This window comes from Bradyrhizobium sp. CSS354, assembly GCF_029051725.1.
In the GTDB taxonomy this organism is placed as follows: domain Bacteria; phylum Pseudomonadota; class Alphaproteobacteria; order Rhizobiales; family Xanthobacteraceae; genus Bradyrhizobium.
The window spans coordinates 437,398-455,585 of record NZ_JAACFU010000006.1; the positions used below are offsets into that span (position 1 = coordinate 437,398).

Below are 18,188 nucleotides of genomic sequence, written 5' to 3' on the forward strand. Positions count from 1 at the left end.
ATTTCGCAGTGCGATAGCAGGGAAGTTACCGCACGTGACGCACCGTCGTTGGCCATTTGGGCGGTCTTCAGGTAAATCAGCCGAGGAACCCGCGGGGGCGGTGTTTCCTGTCCCTGATCTGGAATTGCAAAACGAATGATTGCTCTGGTCCGTATTGCCCTGAGCCGGCCCTACACGTTTGTCGTGCTCGCGCTCCTGCTTCTGATCATCGGACCGCTGGCGGCGCTGCGGACGCCGACCGACATCTTCCCGGACATCCGCATCCCCGTGATCGGCGTGGTCTGGCAATACACCGGCCTGCCGCCCGACCAGATGTCGGGCCGCATCACCACGCCGTTCCAGCGCGCGCTGACCACGACGGTCAACGACATCGAGCACATCACCGCCAATTCCTATAACGGCTTTGGCATTATCAAGATATTCTTCCAGCCGAACGTCGACATCCGCACCGCCAATGCGCAGGTCACCGCGATCTCGCAGACGCTGATCAAGCAGATGCCGCCGGGCGCGACGCCGCCCCTGATCCTGAACTACTCCGCCTCCACCGTGCCGATCGTCCAGGTGGCGCTGTCGGGTGACGGGCTGACAGAGCAGAACCTCGCCGATATCGGCATCAACCAGCTCCGTACGCCGCTGGTCACCGTGCCTGGCGCCGCGATCCCGTATCCGTTTGGCGGCAAGCAGCGCCAGGTCCAGATCGATCTCGACCCGACCGCGCTCCAGGCCCGGGGCCTGTCCGGCCAGGACGTCGCCAACGCGCTCGCGGCCCAGAACCTGATCACGCCGGTCGGCACCCAGAAGATCGGGCAGTTCGAATACAACATCCAGCTCAACAATTCGCCGCTGAAGATCGAGGAGCTCGGCAATCTGCCGATCAAGACCGTCAACGGCGCGATGGTCTATGTGCGCGACGTCGCGACGGTACGGGACGGCAACCCGCCGCAGACCAACATCGTCCATGTCGACGGCAACCGCTCGGTGCTGATGATGGTGCTGAAGGCGGGCGCGACCTCGACGCTCGACATCATCGCGGGCATCAAGCAGAAGGTGATCGACGTCAAGGACCAGCTGCCGGACGCGCTCAAGATCGGCTTCATCGGCGATCAGTCGGTGTTCGTCCGCGGCGCCATCGAAGGCGTCGCGGTCGAAGGCGTGATTGCGGCGCTGCTCACCAGCATCATGATCCTGCTGTTCCTCGGCAGCTGGCGCTCGACCGTGATCATCGCGGTCTCGATCCCGCTCTCCGTGCTCGGCGCCATCATCATGCTGTCGGCAATCGGCGAGACGCTCAACATCATGACGCTCGGCGGCCTGGCGCTCGCCGTCGGTATTCTCGTCGACGACGCCACCGTCACGATCGAGAACATCAACTACCATCTGGAGCAGGGCAAGCCGGTCGAGCAGTCGATCCTCGACGGCGCCAACCAGATCGTGACCCCGGCCTTCGTCTCGCTGCTCTGCATCTGCATCGTGTTCGTGCCGATGTTCTTCCTCACCGGCGTGGCGCGTTTCCTGTTCGTGCCGATGGCGGAAGCGGTGATGTTCGCGATGATCTGGTCGTTCCTGCTGTCGCGCACGCTGGTGCCGACCATGGCGAACTATTTGTTGCAGGCGCATGTCCATCACGAGAATGGCCCGCCGAAGTCGCGCAATCCCTTGGTGTGGTTCCAGCGCGGTTTCGAGGCTCGCTTCGAGCGCATTCGCGGCGGCTACCACAATTTCCTCGGGCTCGCGCTCGCGCACCGTCCGGTGTTTGTGATCGGCTTTCTCTGCGTGGTCGGCGCATCCTTCGCGCTGGTGCCGTTCCTCGGGCGCAACTTCTTCCCGGCGGTCGATGCCGGCAATATCCTGATGCACGTCCGCACCCAGGTCGGCACCCGCGTGGAGGAGACCGCGAACCAGCTCGCCGACGTGCAGAAGGCGATCCGCAAGCTGATCCCGGGCGAGATCGAAACGCTGACCGACAATATCGGCATGCCGATCTCCGGCATCAACATGACCTACAACAACACCGGCGTGATCGGCCCGCAGGATGGCGACATCCAGATCAAGCTGAAGGAAGGCCACAAGCCGACCGATGAGCATGTGCGCGTGCTGCGTGAGCAACTTCCGCGGCTGTTCCCCGGCGTCAGCTTCGCCTTCCTGCCGGCCGACATCGTCAGCCAGATCCTGAACTTCGGCGCGCCGGCGCCGATCGACCTGCAGATCCGCGGTGCCAATCTCAGCGCCAGCTTCGCTTATGCCAACAATCTGCTGGCCAAGGTCCGCAGGATTCCCGGCGTCGCGGATGCGCGCATCCAGCAGTCGCCGAACAATCCGACCTTCAACATCGATGTCGACCGCACCCGCGCGCAATATGTCGGCCTGACCGAGCGCGACGTCACCAACAGTCTCGTGGTTAACCTTGCCGGCTCCTCGCAGGTGGCGCCGACCTACTACCTCAATCCGGATAACGGCGTGTCCTATTCGATCGTGATGCAGACGCCGCAATACCAGATGGATTCGCTCAGCGCGCTTCAGACGCTGCCGATCACGGCCGCCGGCAATTCGCAGTCGCCGATCCTCGGCGGCATCGCCGACATCAGGCGCTCGACCTCGAGCGCGGTGGTCTCGCAATACGACATCCAGTCGATGGTGCAGATCTTCGCCACGACCTCGGGCCGCGATCTCGGTGCGGTCGCGACCGACATCCGCCAGGTGATTGCCGACACCGCCAAGGAGGTGCCGAAAGGCTCTTCCGTGGTGCTGCTTGGCCAGGTGCAGACCATGAACAGCGCCTTCACCGGCCTGTTGTTCGGCCTCCTCGGGGCGGTCGTCCTGATCTATTTCCTGATCGTCTCAACTTCCAGTCCTGGTCCGATCCCTTCGTGATCATCACGGCGCTGCCCGCCGCACTCGCCGGCATCGTCTGGATGTTGTTCGCCACCGAGACGACGCTGTCGGTCCCGGCGCTGACCGGCGCCATCATGTGCATGGGCGTTGCCACCGCCAACAGCGTGCTCGTGATCTCGTTCGCCCGCGAGCGCTACGAAGAGCTCGGCGATCCCATCGCCGCGGCGCTCGAGGCCGGCTTCGTCCGGTTCCGCCCGGTGCTGATGACCGCGCTCGCCATGATCATCGGCATGGCGCCCATGGCCCTCGGACTCGGCGAGGGCGGCGAGCAGAATGCGCCGCTCGGCCGCGCCGTGATCGGCGGCCTGATCTTTGCAACTTTCGCCACGTTGATGTTTGTTCCCGTGGTGTTCAGCATGGTCCACAAGAAGCAAGGCGCCAAAGCCGCCGCCTCATCGGAGTCTCCGCATGTCGCCCACTGAACCCCGCTCCCCGGTGTCGCACCGGAAACTGGGCATTTTCGGCGTGGTGGCGCTGATCGCGGCAGGCTTGGTCGTGGGCACCGGCATCCGCGCCCGCGAGGAGCAGGGCTCCAGACTGAAGGCATGGACCGATGACCAGGCTGTTCCCAGCGTCGCGGTGACGCTGCCCAACGCCAAGGCCCTCAATTCCACCATCGATTTACCGGGCCGCCTCGAAGCCTATTATCGCGCGCCGATCTTTGCCCGCGTTCCCGGCTATCTCAAAAGCTGGAGCGCCGACATCGGTGCACGGGTGAAGGCCGGTCAGGTGATCGCCGAGATCGAGGCGCCCGACCTCGACCAGCAACTGCTTCAGGCCCGCGCCGACCTCGCTAGCCAGCAGTCCAGTGCCAGGCTGTCGGAAGCCACCCTCAACCGCCGCAAGACGCTGGTTGCCTCCAACTTCGTCTCCGCGCAGGAGATCGACGAGCGTACCGCCGATCTCTCCAACAAGAACGCGGCGGTTCGCTCGGGCCAGGCCAATGTCGAGCGCCTTGAAGCGCTGGCCGGTTACAAGAAGATCACCGCTCCGTTCGACGGTGTGGTCACGGCGCGCGACACCGACGTCGGTGCGCTGATCAATTCGGGCGGGGGCTCGGGCCCGGCGATGTTCGTGGTCTCCGACATCACCAAGCTGCGCGTCTACATCAACGTGCCCCAGAACTACGTGCCGGCGATCAAGATCGGCGCCAAGGCCGCCATCGTGCTGCCGGAGTATCCGAACCGGACATTCCAGGCGACGGTGGAGGCTTCCTCGCAGGCTGTTGACGTCGCCTCCGGCACGACGCGCATGCAACTCGGTCTCGACAATTCCGCAGGCGAGCTGATGCCCGGCGGCTACGCCAGCGTGAAGCTCAGCCTGCAGCGCGACACCGCGCCGCTCAGCATTCCCGCCAGCGCGCTGATCTTCAACGGCAGCGGCCTGCGCGTTGCGATCGTCGGTGCGGACGACAAGGTGCTGTTCAAGCCGGTGACCATCGCGCGCGATCTTGGCAAGGAGATCGAGCTCGCCTCGGGTATCGCGCCCGACGACCGCGTCATCACCGCACCACCGGACGGCCTCTCCGACGGCGACCAGGTCCGCGTGACCGGTGCCGCCGCCAAGGGCAAGCCGGCGACGGCGTCCGAGAAGCAGGCGCCGAAGGGGTAGGGCGGTCCTGTAGGGTGGGTTAGCGAAGCGTAACCCACCACTGTTCGTCTCCGAGCAAGCAAAAGAGGTGGGTTACGCCTTCGGCTAACCCACCCTACGAGAGCTACGCCGCCCGCCACTCCGGCACGCTATCCGCAGCCATCGTGATCTCTCCAAGCGAACCTACCGGCGTCCTGTTCATGTCGAGCAGATGCGCCAGCGTCGCGGTATCGCTCGCGGGAATCCGCGCCAGCGTGCGTCTGTCGTTTTCCGTCCGCAACATCACCACGCCGTGCTCGACATCGCCACCACGGCCGTAGAGCACCGTAAAGCTCTCCACCTTGCCCTTGCCTGAGACATCCGTGACGAACTCCGGCACCGCGCGCTTGTTGCTGTCCGCCGCCGCCTGCACGTTCGTCTCCTGTGCCAATGCTTCACGCGGCGGGGCCTTCGACACCACCAGCGCATGATGCTTGGTGACGAAGCCGCCCTGGCCGTAGAGCAGGCCGAGCTTTGCGCCGTCGCGAACACGCCGCACCATCGCGCAGGCCGCATGGGTCATGTAGGTGTTGAGCGGCGCGCCGAAGAAGGTGAGGCCGCCGGTCACGGTCGGCTGCACGTCGCCATCCAGCCCCAGGGTCCCCCGCGCCATCTTGGGCACGCACGGGAAGCAGCTATAGAGCTCGATCGCGTCGAACTTCTTGCCGTCGCCGCCGGCGAAATCCATCACGGCCTTCAAGACTGCGTTCTGCGGATGGCTTTCATAAAACTGGTCGCGCAGGAGATAGTCGCGCGGCTCTTCCGCCGAGGCGCCGCCGAGCGGGTAGACGAGCTTGTCCTCGGCAATGCCGGCCGCACGCGCCTTGGCGAGGCTGGTGAGCAGTAGCGCACCGCCCATGTTGACGCTGGGGTTGGCGACCATGAGCTTGCTGTAGGGCCAGGCAATCAGCCGGTTGTCGGCGGTCGGCGTCGTGATCTCGTCCGGCGCATAGCGTCGCTTCAACCAGGCATTTGGATTTTGCGCAGCGGCTTCCGAATAGCGCGACCATAGCGTCCCCGACTCAGCCATCGCCTCGCGCGGCGTCTGGCCCCAATGGGCGGACGATGCCGCTTCGTAGAACGGATAGACGGTCACGGGCCGGAACACGCCGAGCTTCACGGCCAGCGGCTTCTGGAATGCCGCGCCGCGCTTCGGCTCCTCGACATCATGCGCGAACAGCGTCCATGGCAGCTTTGCGCCGGCACGCTCCGCCTTGGTCGCCGTCGACTGTGCCTCCGCGCCGCAAACTGCGGCAACACTGCATTCACTGCGCGCGATGCGCTTTGCGGCTTCGTGGATGTAGCGGATCGGGCTCTCGCCGCCGACCGGGCCGTAATAGCAATGCGAAGGCGCGATGCCGAGCCGCTGCGCCAGTAGCTTCTCCGGATCGCGATAGCGCCAGCTCAGGAAGTTGACGACGTCGAGCGATTGCACCTCGCCGAGCAGCATCGCGCCGGCATCAGCTTCCGCGCGCCGCAGCGCCTGTTCGAGCAGGTCGAGCGGCTCGAGACCCTTGGTGATCTCCTTGGGGCGGTCGACGATCTCGCCGACGCCGACAATGACGGGGATGCGGTCTTCGGGGATATGCTTCTTATCTGTCATGCTTCAATTCACGATGTCAGTTGTTTCGTCATTGCGAGCGCTGCGAAGCAATCCAGGGTCTTTCCGCGATGGTAGTCTGGATTGCTTCGCTGCGCTCGCAATGACGGGGTGTGGCAATCACTCCGCCACCAGCGCATTCATGTGCTCGACGGCTTCGGCGAACTCTTCCTTGAACTCCTGCACCACGGCGCCGGCCGATTTCACGCTGTCGATCAGCCCGACGCCCTGGCCGACGAAGTAACTCACGAGATCGCGCGCCTTCGCGTTGCCGCCCGCCGCTGCGCGGTCGATCGAGTTGAAGGCGTCGCGGCTGACGATGCTTTGCAGCGGCATCGGCAATGCGCCGGGGCTCTCGGGTGCGCGGTCCCAGGCGTCGGTCCAGACCGAGCGAAGCTGCCGTGCCGGCTTTCCGGTGCGGCCCTTCGAGCGCACCGCATCGCGCGACGATGCCGCGATCATCTTCTCGCGAAAGATTTCCGTGGTCTCGGATTCGACGGTGGCAAGCCACACCGAGCCGGTCCAGGCGCCCGCAGCACCCATCGCCATGCGGGCTGCCATTTGCCGTCCCGTCATGATGCCGCCGGCGGCGAGCACCGGCACGTCGCGGACCTTCTTGAGCGCCTTGATCACCTCCGGCACCAGCACCATGGTCGAGACCTCGCCGCAATGGCCGCCGGCTTCGGTGCCCTGCACCACGAGAATGTCGACTCCCGCCGCGACCTGGCGCAGCGCATGTTCCTTGGCACCGACGAGAGCTGCAACCGGCACGCCGTGCTTCCTGCCCATCTCGATCATGGCCTTCGGCGGCACGCCGAGGGCATTGGCGATCAGGCGGATCGGGTGGTTGAACGAGACCTCCAGCAGCTCCAGCGCGGTCCTGCCATCGAACGGCTGCGGCTGGTTGTCGGCGACCTCGGTGGTCGTGAGTTCGATATCGTATTTCTTCAGGAGATCACGCGTGTAGTTGCGGTGCTCCTGTGGAACGCGCGCTTCAAGGCTTTTCCAGGTGACGTCCTTCTCGCCCGCTGTCGAGATGTTTTCCGGGATCAGAACGTCGATGCCGTAAGGCTTGCCGTCAACGTGCTCGTCGATCCATCTCAGCTCGCGTTCGAGGGTATCAGGCGTGTGCACGGTCGCACCGAGCACGCCGAACCCGCCGGCGCGGCTGACGGCGGCGACGACATCGCGGCAATGGCTGAAGGCGAGCAGCGGGAAATCGATGCCCAGCATGTCGCAGATCGGCGATTTCATCGTTTCCTCCGGCGGGCCTTCGCGTTGCTGTTGTCGCAATCTTGAGCGGAGGCTCATCGACGCTAGACCATCGTCTTGCGCAATGCCAATCTGGATTTGGCGGCGCATCTTGCGTGCACACGCCGTGTTGCGCGAAGCCCTACGCCCGGCTCGACAGATGCGGCTCTGGTGCTGGCCGTCCTCGACAACGTCGGATGCATGACGCGGCCTCGAGGCCCGCGCGGGACGCAGGGCCGGCGGGGCTTGCCATCGGCCGTCCGTGGGCTAATTAATGCAGGCGCATCTTTTTCGCCGGAGCCATCTCATGACCGACACCCCCGCCTACGTGCCGCCCAAGGTCTGGACCTGGAACAAGGAGAACGGCGGACAGTTTGCCAGCATCAACCGTCCGATCGCCGGTCCCACCCACGACAAGGAGCTGCCGGTCGGCAAGCATCCCTTCCAGCTCTATTCGCTGGCGACGCCGAACGGCGTCAAGGTCACCGTGATGCTGGAGGAGCTTCTGGCGCTCGGCCACAAGGGCGCGGAATACGACGCCTGGCTGATCAAGATCGGCAATGGCGACCAGTTCGGCAGCGGCTTTGTCGACATCAATCCGAATTCCAAGATCCCGGCGCTGATGGACCGCTCCGGCCCGGAGCCGATCCGGGTGTTCGAGTCCGGCTCGATCCTGCTTTATCTTGCGGAAAAATTCGGCGCCTTCCTGCCGAAGGATATCAAGAGCCGCACTGAAGCGATGTCGTGGCTGTTCTGGCAGATGGGCAGCGCGCCCTATCTCGGCGGTGGCTTCGGCCATTTCTACGCCTACGCGCCGACCAAGATCGAATATGCCATCGATCGTTTTGCGATGGAGACCAAGCGCCAGCTCGACGTGCTCGACCGCCGGCTCGCCGACAACGAATATCTCGCCGGGAGCGAATACAGCATTGCCGACATGGCGGTGTGGCCGTGGTACGGCGCGCTCGCCAAGGGGCTGGTCTATGGCGCGGGCGAATTCCTGTCCGTGCAGGACTACAAGCACGTGCAGCGCTGGACCGACCAGATCGCCAAGCGCTCCGCCGTCAAGCGCGGCCGCATGGTCAACCGCGTCTCCGGCGATCCCGCCAGTCAGCTCCACGAGCGGCATGACGCGAGCGATTTCGAGACCAAGACGCAGGACAAGGTCGGCGAGGTGGCCGCGTCGTAGCGCGGTGTTGAACATCGCAGTATTGTAGGGTGGGTTAGCGCTAGCGTAACCCACCTCTTTCGCTTCCCCGGAGACGAACAGTGGTGGGTTACGCTTCGCTAACCCACCCTACGGCAGGGCCGCGCTTGGCGAGACCTCAAGCCATGCTCAGCTCGTGGCGTCCGACCACCATCCAGTGCACCTCGTCCGGACCATCCGCGAAGCGCAGATGACGGACGTCCTGGTACATCTCCGCGAGCGGGGTCCAGTGCGAGATGCCGGTGGCGCCGTGCATCTGGATCGACTGGTCGATGATCTTGCAGGCGCGCTCCGGCACCATGGCCTTGACCATGGACACCCAGACACGAGCCTCCTTGTTGCCGAGCACGTCCATGGCCTTGGCGGCCTTCAGCACCATCAGCCGCATCGCCTCGATTTCGCAGCGCGCCTGCGCGATGATCTGCATGTTGCCGCCGAGATGGGCGATCTTCTTGCCAAAGGCTTCGCGGGTGAGGCCACGCTGCACCATCAAATCGAGCGCCTTCTCGGCCTTGCCGATGGTGCGCATGCAGTGATGGATGCGGCCCGGGCCTAGCCGAAGCTGCGAGATCTCGAAGCCGCGGCCTTCGCCGAGCAGAATGTTCTCCTTGGGCACGCGCACGTTGTTGAAGCGCATGTGCATGTGGCCGCGCGGGGCGTGGTCCTGGCCGAACACGTACATGGGGCCGAGCACCTCGACGCCGGGGGTGTCGCGCGGCACCAGGATCTGCGACTGCTGCTTGCTCGGCGCCGCATCTGGATTGGTCTTCACCATCACAATGAGGATCTTGCAGCGGGGATCGCCGACACCCGAGATGTAATACTTCTCGCCGTTGATGACCCATTCGTCGCCGACGAGCTTGGCGGTGGTCGAGATGTTCTTGGCATCGGAGGAGGCGACGTTCGGCTCGGTCATCACATAGGCCGAGCGGATCTCGCCGTTCATCAGCGGCTTCAGCCACTTCTCCTTCTGCTCCTTGGTGCCGACGCGCTCCAGCACCTCCATGTTGCCGGTATCCGGCGCCGAGCAGTTCATGCTCTCGGAGGCCAGCGGGCTCTTGCCGAGCTCGGATGCGATATAGGCGTAGTCAAGATTTTTCAGGCCCTGGCCGGTCTCGTCGTCGGGCAGGAAGAAATTCCAGAGGCCTTCCTGCTTGGCCTTGTTCTTGGCCTTCTCCAGCACCTCGAGCTGCTTCGGCGTGAAGCTCCAGCGGTCTTCCTTGCCTTCGCCGGCCTTGGCGAACTCGATCGACATCGGCTCGACGGTGTCGCGGATGAACTTCCTGACGTGATCATAGAGCGGCCGGACCTGGTCCGACATCCTGAGGTCGTTGAGCTCGTCGCCGGGATTGAGGGTGTAGTTGGTGGTGCGGGGAATATAAGTGTGTTTTGTCATTGTTCCTCCCGGGGACGCTGAGATCGCGTTGAGCCGGAGAATAGTCGTAGCGTCACCAAAGTGCGAGCGCGCATTTTTCCAACGCGAGCCATGCCACGCGATGGAATATCGCGAGCGTTTGAAATGTTGTTTGAATGGGGGCGAACACTCTCCAGCGTCGTCCCGGACAAGCGCAGCGCAGATCCGGGACCCATAACCACAGGGAGGAGTTTGACGAAGACTCGGAGTTACGAGTTTGCGCTACAACCACTCCCCCTGGTTATGGGTCCCGGCGTTCGCCGGGACGACACTGAATATGCCGATCTAGCTCGCCATCCGATGCATCGCGCAGATCTTGTTGCCGTCGAGGTCACGCAAATACGCAATATAGAGGTTGACGCCCGGGCCCTGGCGGATGCCGGGAGGATCTTCGCAGGGAACGCCGCCGGCGGCGACGCCGGCCGTATGCCATGCATTGACCTGCTCCGGCGAGTTGGCGGCAAAGCCGATGGTGCCGCCATTCGCGCACGTCGCTGCCTCGCCGTTGATCGGCTTCGTCACCGAGAACACGCCGGTCTTGGTGATGTAGAAGATGCGATGGCCGTCGACGCGCGCCGGCCGCACCTCGAGCGTTCCGAGCAGGCTGTCGTAGAACGCCTTGGCCTTATCGAGGTCGTTGGTGCCGATCATGATGTGTGAAAACATCTTGCCGTTCCCCTCATTATGATTTGTAGCCCGGATGGAGCGCAGCGTAATCCGGGTCTTGTTTGCTTTGGCGGTCCCGGATTGCGCTGCGCTCCATCCGGGCTACAAGAATCAAAACGCCGTATAGCCGCCGTCGATCACGAACGTATCCGCTGTGTGATACGACGAGGCCTTGCTCATCAGATACACCGCGATGCCGCCGAAATCGCTGGCCTCGCCGAAGCGTCGCACCGGAATGCGCGGCATCACGTTGGCCACGAACTTCTCGTTGGCCATCAGGCCCGAAGTCATGTCGCTCTTGATCCAGCCGGGCAGGATCGCATTCGCGGTGACGCCGTGGCGCGCCAGCTCGACGCCGAGCGCACGCACCAGGGCATTGATCACAGCCTTGGTCGCCGCGTAGTGCTCGTTGCGTGCGGTGCCGAAGATCGAGGCCAGGCTCGAAGTAGCCACCAGCCGGCCGAAGGGATCGCCAGCCTCGGCGCGCTGGGTCATGTGTTTTGCGGCCGCCTGGAACGCGTGGAACACGCCGTCGAGATTGGTCGCAAACATCGTGCGCCATTCCTCCTCGGTGCGTTCGATGAAGGAGCGCCGGCCGCCGCCGCCGATACCGGCATTGGCGAAGCAGCCGTCGACCCGACCGAATAGGTCGAGCGTGGCCTTCATCGCGGCATTGACCGAGGCCGGGTCGGTAACGTCGCAGACCCGCGCGTCGACCTTGCCTGATAGCCCCGCCAGGCTCGCGGCAGCGGCCTTGTTCTTGTCAGCATTCCGGCCCCAGATCGAGACGTTGCAGCCCTGGCCGGCGAGCGCCTGCGCGATGCCGAGTCCGATCCCGCCATTGCCGCCGGTGATCACGGCGACCCGTCCTGAAAGGTCGAAAAGGTTCATGGCGCGTTTCCTGTTTTTTTGGCATTCGCGCATCAGCCGCTGCGCGCAAGATTGCTTGCTATGCTCCGATCACCATGGACAAGACCGCGCCAAAAATCAAATATGCGCTCCGGCAAAAGCAATTCCGGTCTGCGAAACTGGCGCAGGCCGCAACTCACGAGGAAACCATGCAGTTCAAACACGTCACGCTCGATCTCGACGGTGCAGTCGCGATCCTCAAGCTCGACCACCAGGAGGTGATGAACGCGGTCTCCGTGGATATGCTGGGCGGTCTCTCAGAAGCGCTCGACGCGATCGAGGAGAAGAAGGACGAGGTGCGCTGCGTGGTGCTGACGGGCGCGGGGCGAGCGTTCTGCACCGGCGCGAATCTCCAGGGCCGCAACAACCAGTCGAAGAAGACCAAGGCCGGCCTGACGCTCGAGACCGGCTTCCATCCCTTCCTGCGCCGCATCCGCAACCTGCATTGCCCGATCGTGACCGCGGTCAACGGCCCGGCGGCCGGCGCCGGCATGAGCTTCGCGCTGCTCGGCGACATGATTTTATGCGCGCGGTCCTCTTACTTTCTTCAAGCCTTCCGCCGTATCGGCCTCGTGCCGGATTGCGGCTCGACCTGGCTGCTGCCGCGGCTGATCGGCAAGGCACGCTCGATCGAATTGTCGCTGATGGGCGAGCGGCTCCCGGCCGAGAAGGCGCTGGAATGGGGCCTCGTCAACCGCGTCTATGATGACGGCGTGCTGATGGAGGAGGCGATGAAGCTCGCGCACGACCTCGCCAGCGGCCCGACGGTCGCGCTGTCGCTGATCCGCAAGCTCTATTGGGACAGCCCGGAAAATTCCTTCGAGGATCAGCTCAATCTCGAATTCCAGTGCCAGCTCCGCGCCGGCGACACGGATGATTTCCGCGAAGGCGTCGGTGCGTTCCTTGAGAAGCGTCCGGCACAGTTCAAAGGCAAATGATCGAGGCCGAACTCTCCCGCAGCGTTGCGCGCTGGTGCCCGGGCGCGACCGGTGTCGCCGGCGTGGCAAGGCTGTCCGGTGGGGCCAGCCAGGAAACCTGGCGCTTCGACATTGCGCATCCTGATGGCGTGATCGGCGCAATCCTGCGCCGCTCACCGAAGGGCTATGGCGCGGCGCCGACGCGCGCGGCGGGTCTTGCCGCAGAAGCGCAGCTGATGCAGCTCGCCTATGAGGCCGGCGTGCCGTCGCCCCGCGTGATGCATGTGCTGGTGCCCGACGACGATCTCGGCACCGGCTTCGTCATGCAGAGGGTCGAAGGCGAGACCATCGCGCGCAAGATTCTTCGCGATGATGAATTCGCCGCGGCGCGGCCGCTTCTCGCACGGCAGATCGGCGGCGTGCTCGCGAAGCTGCACAGGCTGCCGCTGGACAAATTGCCCGAGCTGCGCAGTCGCGATGCGAGCCAGGAGATCGCCGAGTTCGAGCGCGATTATCGCAGCCTGGACTGGCCAAAGCCGGTGTTCGAGCTGGCGCTGCGCTGGCTGCGCGACCACGATCCGGGCCCTGCCGCCGAGACGACGCTGGTGCATGGCGATTTCCGCAACGGCAATCTCATCATTGGTGCCGATGGCGTGCGCGCGGTGCTCGACTGGGAGCTCGCCCATCTCGGCGATCCCATGGAGGACCTCGGCTGGGTCTGCGTCAACTCGTGGCGCTTTGGCGAGATCGACAAGCCGGTCGGCGGGTTTGGTTCGCGTGAGGAGCTGTTCGCCGGCTATGAGTCCGCGGGACGCAAGGTCGACCCATCGCGTGTCAAATTCTGGGAAGTGATGGGCACGCTGCGCTGGGGCATCATGTGCGGCGGCATGATGCAGCGGTTTCGCGAGGGCCCGGACCATTCGATGGAACGCGCCATGATCGGCCGTCGCGCTTCCGAGACTGAGATCGATCTGTTGCGGCTGCTGGCGCCGCGGGGGAGTTGACCATGCAGGACGAACCGACCCCGATCGAGCTGACCAAATCGGTCTCCGATTTCCTCCGCAACGACATCGCACCGCTGATCTCCGGCCATCAGGCCTTCAAGCTGCGCGTCGCCGTCAACATCCTCGATCTCGTGACGCGGCAGTTGACGCGGGAGGAGGGGAGCGATGCTGCGGAGGTGGAGCGGCTGCGCGGGTTGCTCGGCGTCGACGGCTCGGTGACGGATCTCAACCGCGCGCTCGCCGAGCGCATCGCCAAGGGCGAGGTCGATCTTGCGACGCCGGGTCTCGCTGAGCATCTGTGGGCAACCACGATGGACAAGCTCGCAGTCGACCAGCCGAATTACGCGTCGTACAAGCGCGAGCTGTCGCGAGGCGGGTAGACCTCTCCTCGCCATTGCGAGGAGCGTAGCGACGAAGCAATCCAGACCGTCTCCGCGGAGACAGTCTGGATTGCTTCGCTGCGCTCGCAATGACGGCGTTGATGCAGGCGCGCTACTCTCTCCACATCGTCATGCCCGGGCTCGTCCCGGGCATCCACGTTCTTCGCGCCGTGCGGTGAGGCGTGGATGGCCGGGACAAGCCCGGCCATGACGGAAACAGTTTACTTCCCCATCCATTTCGGCGGCCGCTTCTCCGAGAACGCCTTCGGTCCTTCGATGTAATCCTGCGAGGCCACCATCGCCTTCACCGCCGGATACTCCCGCTGCTCCTCGATCGCCTGCTCCAGCGACACGCCAAGCCCCTTCTGAATTGCCTGCTTCGAGGCGCGGATCGACATCGGCGAATTCTTGGTGATCATGTCGGCCCAGCGCAGCGCGGCCGTGAGCGCCTCGCCCTGCGGCACCACCTCGTTGACGAAGCCGAGTTCGAGACCTTCCTTGGCGCTGACATGGCGCGCGGTGAGGATCATGCCCATGGCGCGCTTCAGCCCGATCTGGCGTGGCAGCCGGTGCAGGCCTCCGGCGAGCGCGGCAAGCCCCACGCGCGGCTCGGGCAGGGCGAAGGTCGCGTTCTCCGAGGCAATGATGAGGTCGCAGGCCAGCGCGATCTCGAAACCGCCGCCCATGGCGACGCCATTGACCGCGGCGATGATCGGCTTGTCGCAGTCGAAGCGCGCGGTGAGGCCGGCGAAGCCACCCTTGTCCCAGCCGCGCTTGCCGCCGGCTGCCTGCCACTTCAGATCATTGCCGGCGCAGAACGCCTTGTCGCCGCTACCTGTGACGATCGCGATCCACTGCTCGGGATCGGCGGAGAAATCGTCGAACACCTTTTGCAGCTCGAAATGCGCATCGGTGTGCAGCGCGTTGTAGACCTCGGGCCGAGACAGCGTGACGATCGTGATCGGCCCCTTGCGTTCCACCTTCGAGAACTTCAGCTCCATGGTCGCTCCCGCATTTTCTCGTGAAGGAATATTGCGGCTATACTAGCGCGCAGGCGCGTTTCAACACCATCGAATTGCGCGGGCGCGCCTTGCGCCTCTCACACCTCTCGCATCGCTTGACTTGCGCGGACTCTTCTCACCTTAATCGTGAGAAGCAAAAGTGCGTATAGCGCCTTAACGCAAAACGAAAAATCATCCGGGAGAGAACCGTGGATTTCTCACTGCCTGCCGATCTCGTCGCCTATCTCGCAGAGCTCGACCGTTTCATCGAACGCGAGATCAAGCCGCTGGAAGCGGCCGACGATAACATCCGCTTCTTCGATCATCGTCGCGAATGGGCGCGCACCGATTTCGAGAATGACGGCCTGCCGCGTCACGAATGGGAAGCGCTGCTGCGCAAGGCCAAGGATCTCGCGGACGCTGCCGGTCATTTGCGGTTTCCGGTGCCGAAGCAATATGGCGGCAAGGATGGCTCCAACCTCTGGATGGCCGTGATCCGCGAGCATTTTGCCGCCAAGGGGCTCGGCCTGCACAACGATCTCCAGAACGAGCATTCCATCGTCGGCAACTTTCCTGTCGCCACCATGCTCGACCGCTACGGACGCGACGACCAGAAGGCGATGATCGACGGCTCGATCAAGGGCAAGTACCGCATCACCTTCGGCCTGACCGAGCCCAATCACGGCTCGGATGCGACCCATATGGAAACGCGCGCGGTGCCTGCGACCCGCGACAACGTCAAGGGCTGGATCATCAACGGCGAGAAGATGTGGACCACCGGCATGCACGTCGCCACGCATTGCGCGCTGTTCGCGCGGACGTCAGGCAATGCCGGCGATGCGCGCGGCATCACCTGTTTCCTGGTGCCGGCCAAGAGCCACGGCGTGAAGATCGAAGAGTACATGTGGACCTTCAACATGCCGACCGATCATCCCCGCGTCAGTTTCACCGACGTATTCGTGCCCGAGGACGCGCTGTTCGGCGAGGTCGGCCGCGGCCTGTCGCTGGCGCAGTGTTTTGTCCACCAGAACCGCATCCGGCAGGCGGCGAGTTCATTGGGGGCGGCCGTCTACTGCATCAATGAAAGTGTAAAGTACGCGCGCGAGCGAAAGCCGTTCGGCAAGGCGCTGGCCGAGAACCAGGCGATCCAGTTCCCGCTGGTCGAGCTGGCGACGCAAGCCGAGATGCTGCGGCTGCTGATCCGCAAGACCGCCTGGGAGATGGACAAGCTCACCGAGGAGCAGATCGAGCGCACGCTCTCCGACCGCGTCTCGATGTGCAACTACTGGGCAAACCGCCTCTGCTGCGAGTCCGCCGACCGCGCCATGCAGGTCCATGGCGGCATGGGCTACTCACGCCACAAGCCGTTCGAGCACATCTACCGCCACCACCGCCGCTACCGCATCACTGAGGGCAGCGAGGAGATCCAGATCCGCAAGGTGGCGGGATTTTTGTTTGGCTATATGGGGCCGGGGAAGCATTAGGGGATTGTCGCGAGCGAAGCGATCCAAAGTCTTTCCAGAGAGACAGTCTGGATTGCTTCGTCGCAAGGGCTCCTCGCAATGACGGCGGAGAGAGGCGCGCATCTGCCTCCACACCGTCATTGCGAGCGAAGCGAAGCAATCCAGAGATGTCGCCATGAACGGAGCTCCCGATTGCACGATCGCTTCTCAAAGCGAGCCTAATTCACCCTTCTGTCCTTCCCCGCCCAATACGGCTCCCTCAGCTGCCGCCGCAAAATCTTGCCGCTTGGATTCCTCGGCAGCGCCGGCAAAAACTCCACGCTCTTCGGCGTCTTGAACCCGGCGATACGCTCGCGGGTGAAGTTGATGATGTCGGTGGCGCTGGCCTGCTTGCCCGGCTTCATCACCACGACGGCCTTCACTGCCTCGCCCCATTTGTCGTCGGGGATGCCGATCACGGCAGCCTCGGCGACGTCAGGATGATCGCACAGCGCGCTCTCGACCTCGGCCGGGTAGATGTTCTCGCCGCCGGAGATGATCATGTCCTTGATGCGGTCGTGGATGTAGAGGTAGCCGTCCTCGTCCATGTAACCGGCGTCACCGGTGCGCAGCCAGCCGTCGCCGCGCAGCGTCGCGGCGGTCGCTTCCGGCAAATTCCAGTAGCCTGCCATGTTGGAGCCCGAGCGCGTCGCGATCTCGCCGACCTCGCGCGGCGGCAGCGGCTTGCCGTCGACATCAAGGATCGCGATCTCGACGCCCGGCAGCGCCTTGCCCGCCGAGCGCATCCGCTCCAGCCCCTCGATATGATCCTCCGGCGGCAGCGCGACGATGGTGCCGGTGGTCTCGGTCATGCCGTACATCTGCACGAAGCCGCATTTGAAGATCTCGATGCATTCCTTCAGCAGCGCCGCTGGGATCGGCGAGGCGCCGTACAGCATGTATTTCAGCCGCGAGAAATCGACCGTCCTGGCGCGCGGCTGCCGAACCACGAACTGCATCGCCGCGGGCACCATGAACAGCTTTGTGATGCCGGACTGCTCGAAGAAATCCAGCACCTTGGTCGGATCGAACTCGCGCGCGATCACGCCGCGGGCGCCGTGGTAGAGGCCCATCACGCCCCAGCCGGAGCCGCCGATGTGGAAGATCGGCATCGCGACCAGCGACACGTCGTCGGTCGACCACCGGTTCCACTCGGGCTTGTCCTCGGCATTTCCGGTCTGCACGAGGTTGAGGAAGTTCGCATGCGACAGCATCGCGCCCTTCGGCTTGCCTGTCGTACCTGACGTATAGAGCTGGATCGCGATGTCCCGGGTGTCGATCGGCACCTTGGGATCGTCGCCACTCTGTGCATCGCGCCAGGCTGTAAAATCCTGCCACTCCGGTGCGCCGCCTTCGGTGGTGATGACGCTGCGCACGCCCGGCAATTGCTCCTTGATCTGGCGGACCTGGGTGATGAACTCAGGTCCCACGAACAGCACCGGCGCTTTGCAGTCGCTCACGATGAAGGCGACCTCGGGGCCTGCGAGCCGCCAGTTCACCGGCGCCATCACCACGCCGGCCTTCATGGCGCCCATCAGTAGCTCGAAATAGATGTCGCTGTTCTTGCCGAGATAGGCGATGCGCTCGCCGCGTTTCACGCCCATCGCGATCAGCGCATTGGCGACGCGATTGGTCTTGATGTCGAACTCGGCGAAACTGGTGACGTGGCCTTCGAACTCGAAGGCGATGGCGTTGCCGCGGCTCTTGGCGCGCTCGCGCACCATGTCGGCGAGGTCAGCCAATGGCTGTGTGGTGGACATGTCTCTCCCGTGACGTCTTGTTTTTATGGTGGGGAGTGTGGCGTCATCCGCGGGCG

Annotated in this window: 13 protein-coding genes and 1 pseudogene; 7 read left to right on the forward strand and 7 right to left on the reverse strand. The window is 64.1% G+C overall.

What is annotated here, in order from left to right:
* Positions 1-135: 135 nt before the first annotated feature.
* Together GWG67_RS17725 and GWG67_RS17730 are read left to right on the forward strand one after the other, a co-directional pair.
* Positions 136-3,314 (forward strand): annotated as a pseudogene (locus tag GWG67_RS17725) (efflux RND transporter permease subunit).
* On the forward strand, positions 3,301-4,503 hold the full coding sequence (locus GWG67_RS17730) for an efflux RND transporter periplasmic adaptor subunit (RefSeq protein WP_275170544.1): 1,203 nt from the start codon (positions 3,301-3,303) through the stop codon (positions 4,501-4,503). The pseudogene GWG67_RS17725 and the gene GWG67_RS17730 overlap by 14 nt, the downstream one beginning before the upstream one ends.
* A 103-nt stretch (positions 4,504-4,606) precedes the next feature.
* On the opposite strand, the gene GWG67_RS17735 is transcribed toward GWG67_RS17730, so the two are convergent.
* Together GWG67_RS17735 and GWG67_RS17740 are read right to left on the reverse strand one after the other, a co-directional pair.
* Positions 4,607-6,124, reverse strand: a complete 1,518-nt coding sequence (locus GWG67_RS17735) for an acetyl-CoA acetyltransferase (protein ID WP_275170545.1) — start codon at positions 6,122-6,124, stop codon at positions 4,607-4,609.
* A 117-nt stretch (positions 6,125-6,241) separates the two neighbouring features.
* Positions 6,242-7,375 (reverse strand): nitronate monooxygenase, encoded by a 1,134-nt coding sequence (locus tag GWG67_RS17740; protein ID WP_275170546.1) that lies wholly within the window; start codon positions 7,373-7,375, stop codon positions 6,242-6,244.
* A 304-nt stretch (positions 7,376-7,679) separates the two neighbouring features.
* On the opposite strand from GWG67_RS17740, the gene yghU reads away from it, so the two are divergent.
* A complete protein-coding gene (yghU, locus tag GWG67_RS17745; protein ID WP_275170547.1) occupies positions 7,680-8,561 on the forward strand; it encodes a glutathione-dependent disulfide-bond oxidoreductase in 882 nt (293 codons plus the stop codon).
* Between the two features lie 136 nt (positions 8,562-8,697).
* On the opposite strand, the gene GWG67_RS17750 is transcribed toward yghU, so the two are convergent.
* The 3 genes from GWG67_RS17750 to GWG67_RS17760 form a co-directional block, all read right to left on the reverse strand.
* Complete coding sequence (locus tag GWG67_RS17750; RefSeq protein ID WP_275170548.1) at positions 8,698-9,975, reverse strand: acyl-CoA dehydrogenase family protein; 1,278 nt, start codon at positions 9,973-9,975, stop codon at positions 8,698-8,700.
* 303 nt (positions 9,976-10,278) lie between these two features.
* A complete protein-coding gene (locus GWG67_RS17755; protein WP_275170549.1) occupies positions 10,279-10,659 on the reverse strand; it encodes a VOC family protein in 381 nt (126 codons plus the stop codon).
* A 111-nt stretch (positions 10,660-10,770) separates the two neighbouring features.
* The gene (locus GWG67_RS17760) at positions 10,771-11,550 is read right to left on the reverse strand and encodes an SDR family NAD(P)-dependent oxidoreductase (protein WP_275170550.1); all 780 of its coding nucleotides are present in this window, start codon (positions 11,548-11,550) and stop codon (positions 10,771-10,773) included.
* A 167-nt stretch (positions 11,551-11,717) separates the two neighbouring features.
* On the opposite strand from GWG67_RS17760, the gene GWG67_RS17765 reads away from it, so the two are divergent.
* The 3 genes from GWG67_RS17765 to GWG67_RS17775 are packed head-to-tail and all read left to right on the forward strand — an operon-like array spanning position 11,718 to position 13,869.
* Complete coding sequence (locus GWG67_RS17765; protein ID WP_275170551.1) at positions 11,718-12,506, forward strand: enoyl-CoA hydratase/isomerase; 789 nt, start codon at positions 11,718-11,720, stop codon at positions 12,504-12,506.
* Positions 12,503-13,489, forward strand: coding sequence for a phosphotransferase family protein (locus GWG67_RS17770; RefSeq protein WP_275170552.1), 987 nt, complete (start codon positions 12,503-12,505; stop codon positions 13,487-13,489). The genes GWG67_RS17765 and GWG67_RS17770 overlap by 4 nt, the downstream gene beginning before the upstream one ends.
* A gap of 2 nt (positions 13,490-13,491) precedes the next feature.
* Positions 13,492-13,869 carry a DUF6285 domain-containing protein gene (locus GWG67_RS17775; RefSeq protein ID WP_275170553.1) on the forward strand — a complete coding sequence of 126 codons (378 nt, stop codon included), beginning with the start codon at positions 13,492-13,494 and terminating at the stop codon, positions 13,867-13,869.
* A gap of 221 nt (positions 13,870-14,090) precedes the next feature.
* Here the strand turns inward: GWG67_RS17775 and GWG67_RS17780 are convergent, their stop codons facing one another.
* Positions 14,091-14,870 (reverse strand): enoyl-CoA hydratase-related protein, encoded by a 780-nt coding sequence (locus GWG67_RS17780; protein ID WP_275170554.1) that lies wholly within the window; start codon positions 14,868-14,870, stop codon positions 14,091-14,093.
* A gap of 209 nt (positions 14,871-15,079) precedes the next feature.
* Between GWG67_RS17780 and GWG67_RS17785 the strand changes: the two genes are divergently transcribed.
* Positions 15,080-16,354 (forward strand): acyl-CoA dehydrogenase family protein, encoded by a 1,275-nt coding sequence (locus GWG67_RS17785; protein ID WP_275170555.1) that lies wholly within the window; start codon positions 15,080-15,082, stop codon positions 16,352-16,354.
* Positions 16,355-16,551: 197 nt separating this feature from the next.
* Here the strand turns inward: GWG67_RS17785 and GWG67_RS17790 are convergent, their stop codons facing one another.
* Positions 16,552-18,132, reverse strand: a complete 1,581-nt coding sequence (locus GWG67_RS17790; RefSeq protein WP_275170556.1) for a fatty acid--CoA ligase — start codon at positions 18,130-18,132, stop codon at positions 16,552-16,554.
* Positions 18,133-18,188: the final 56 nt, after the last annotated feature.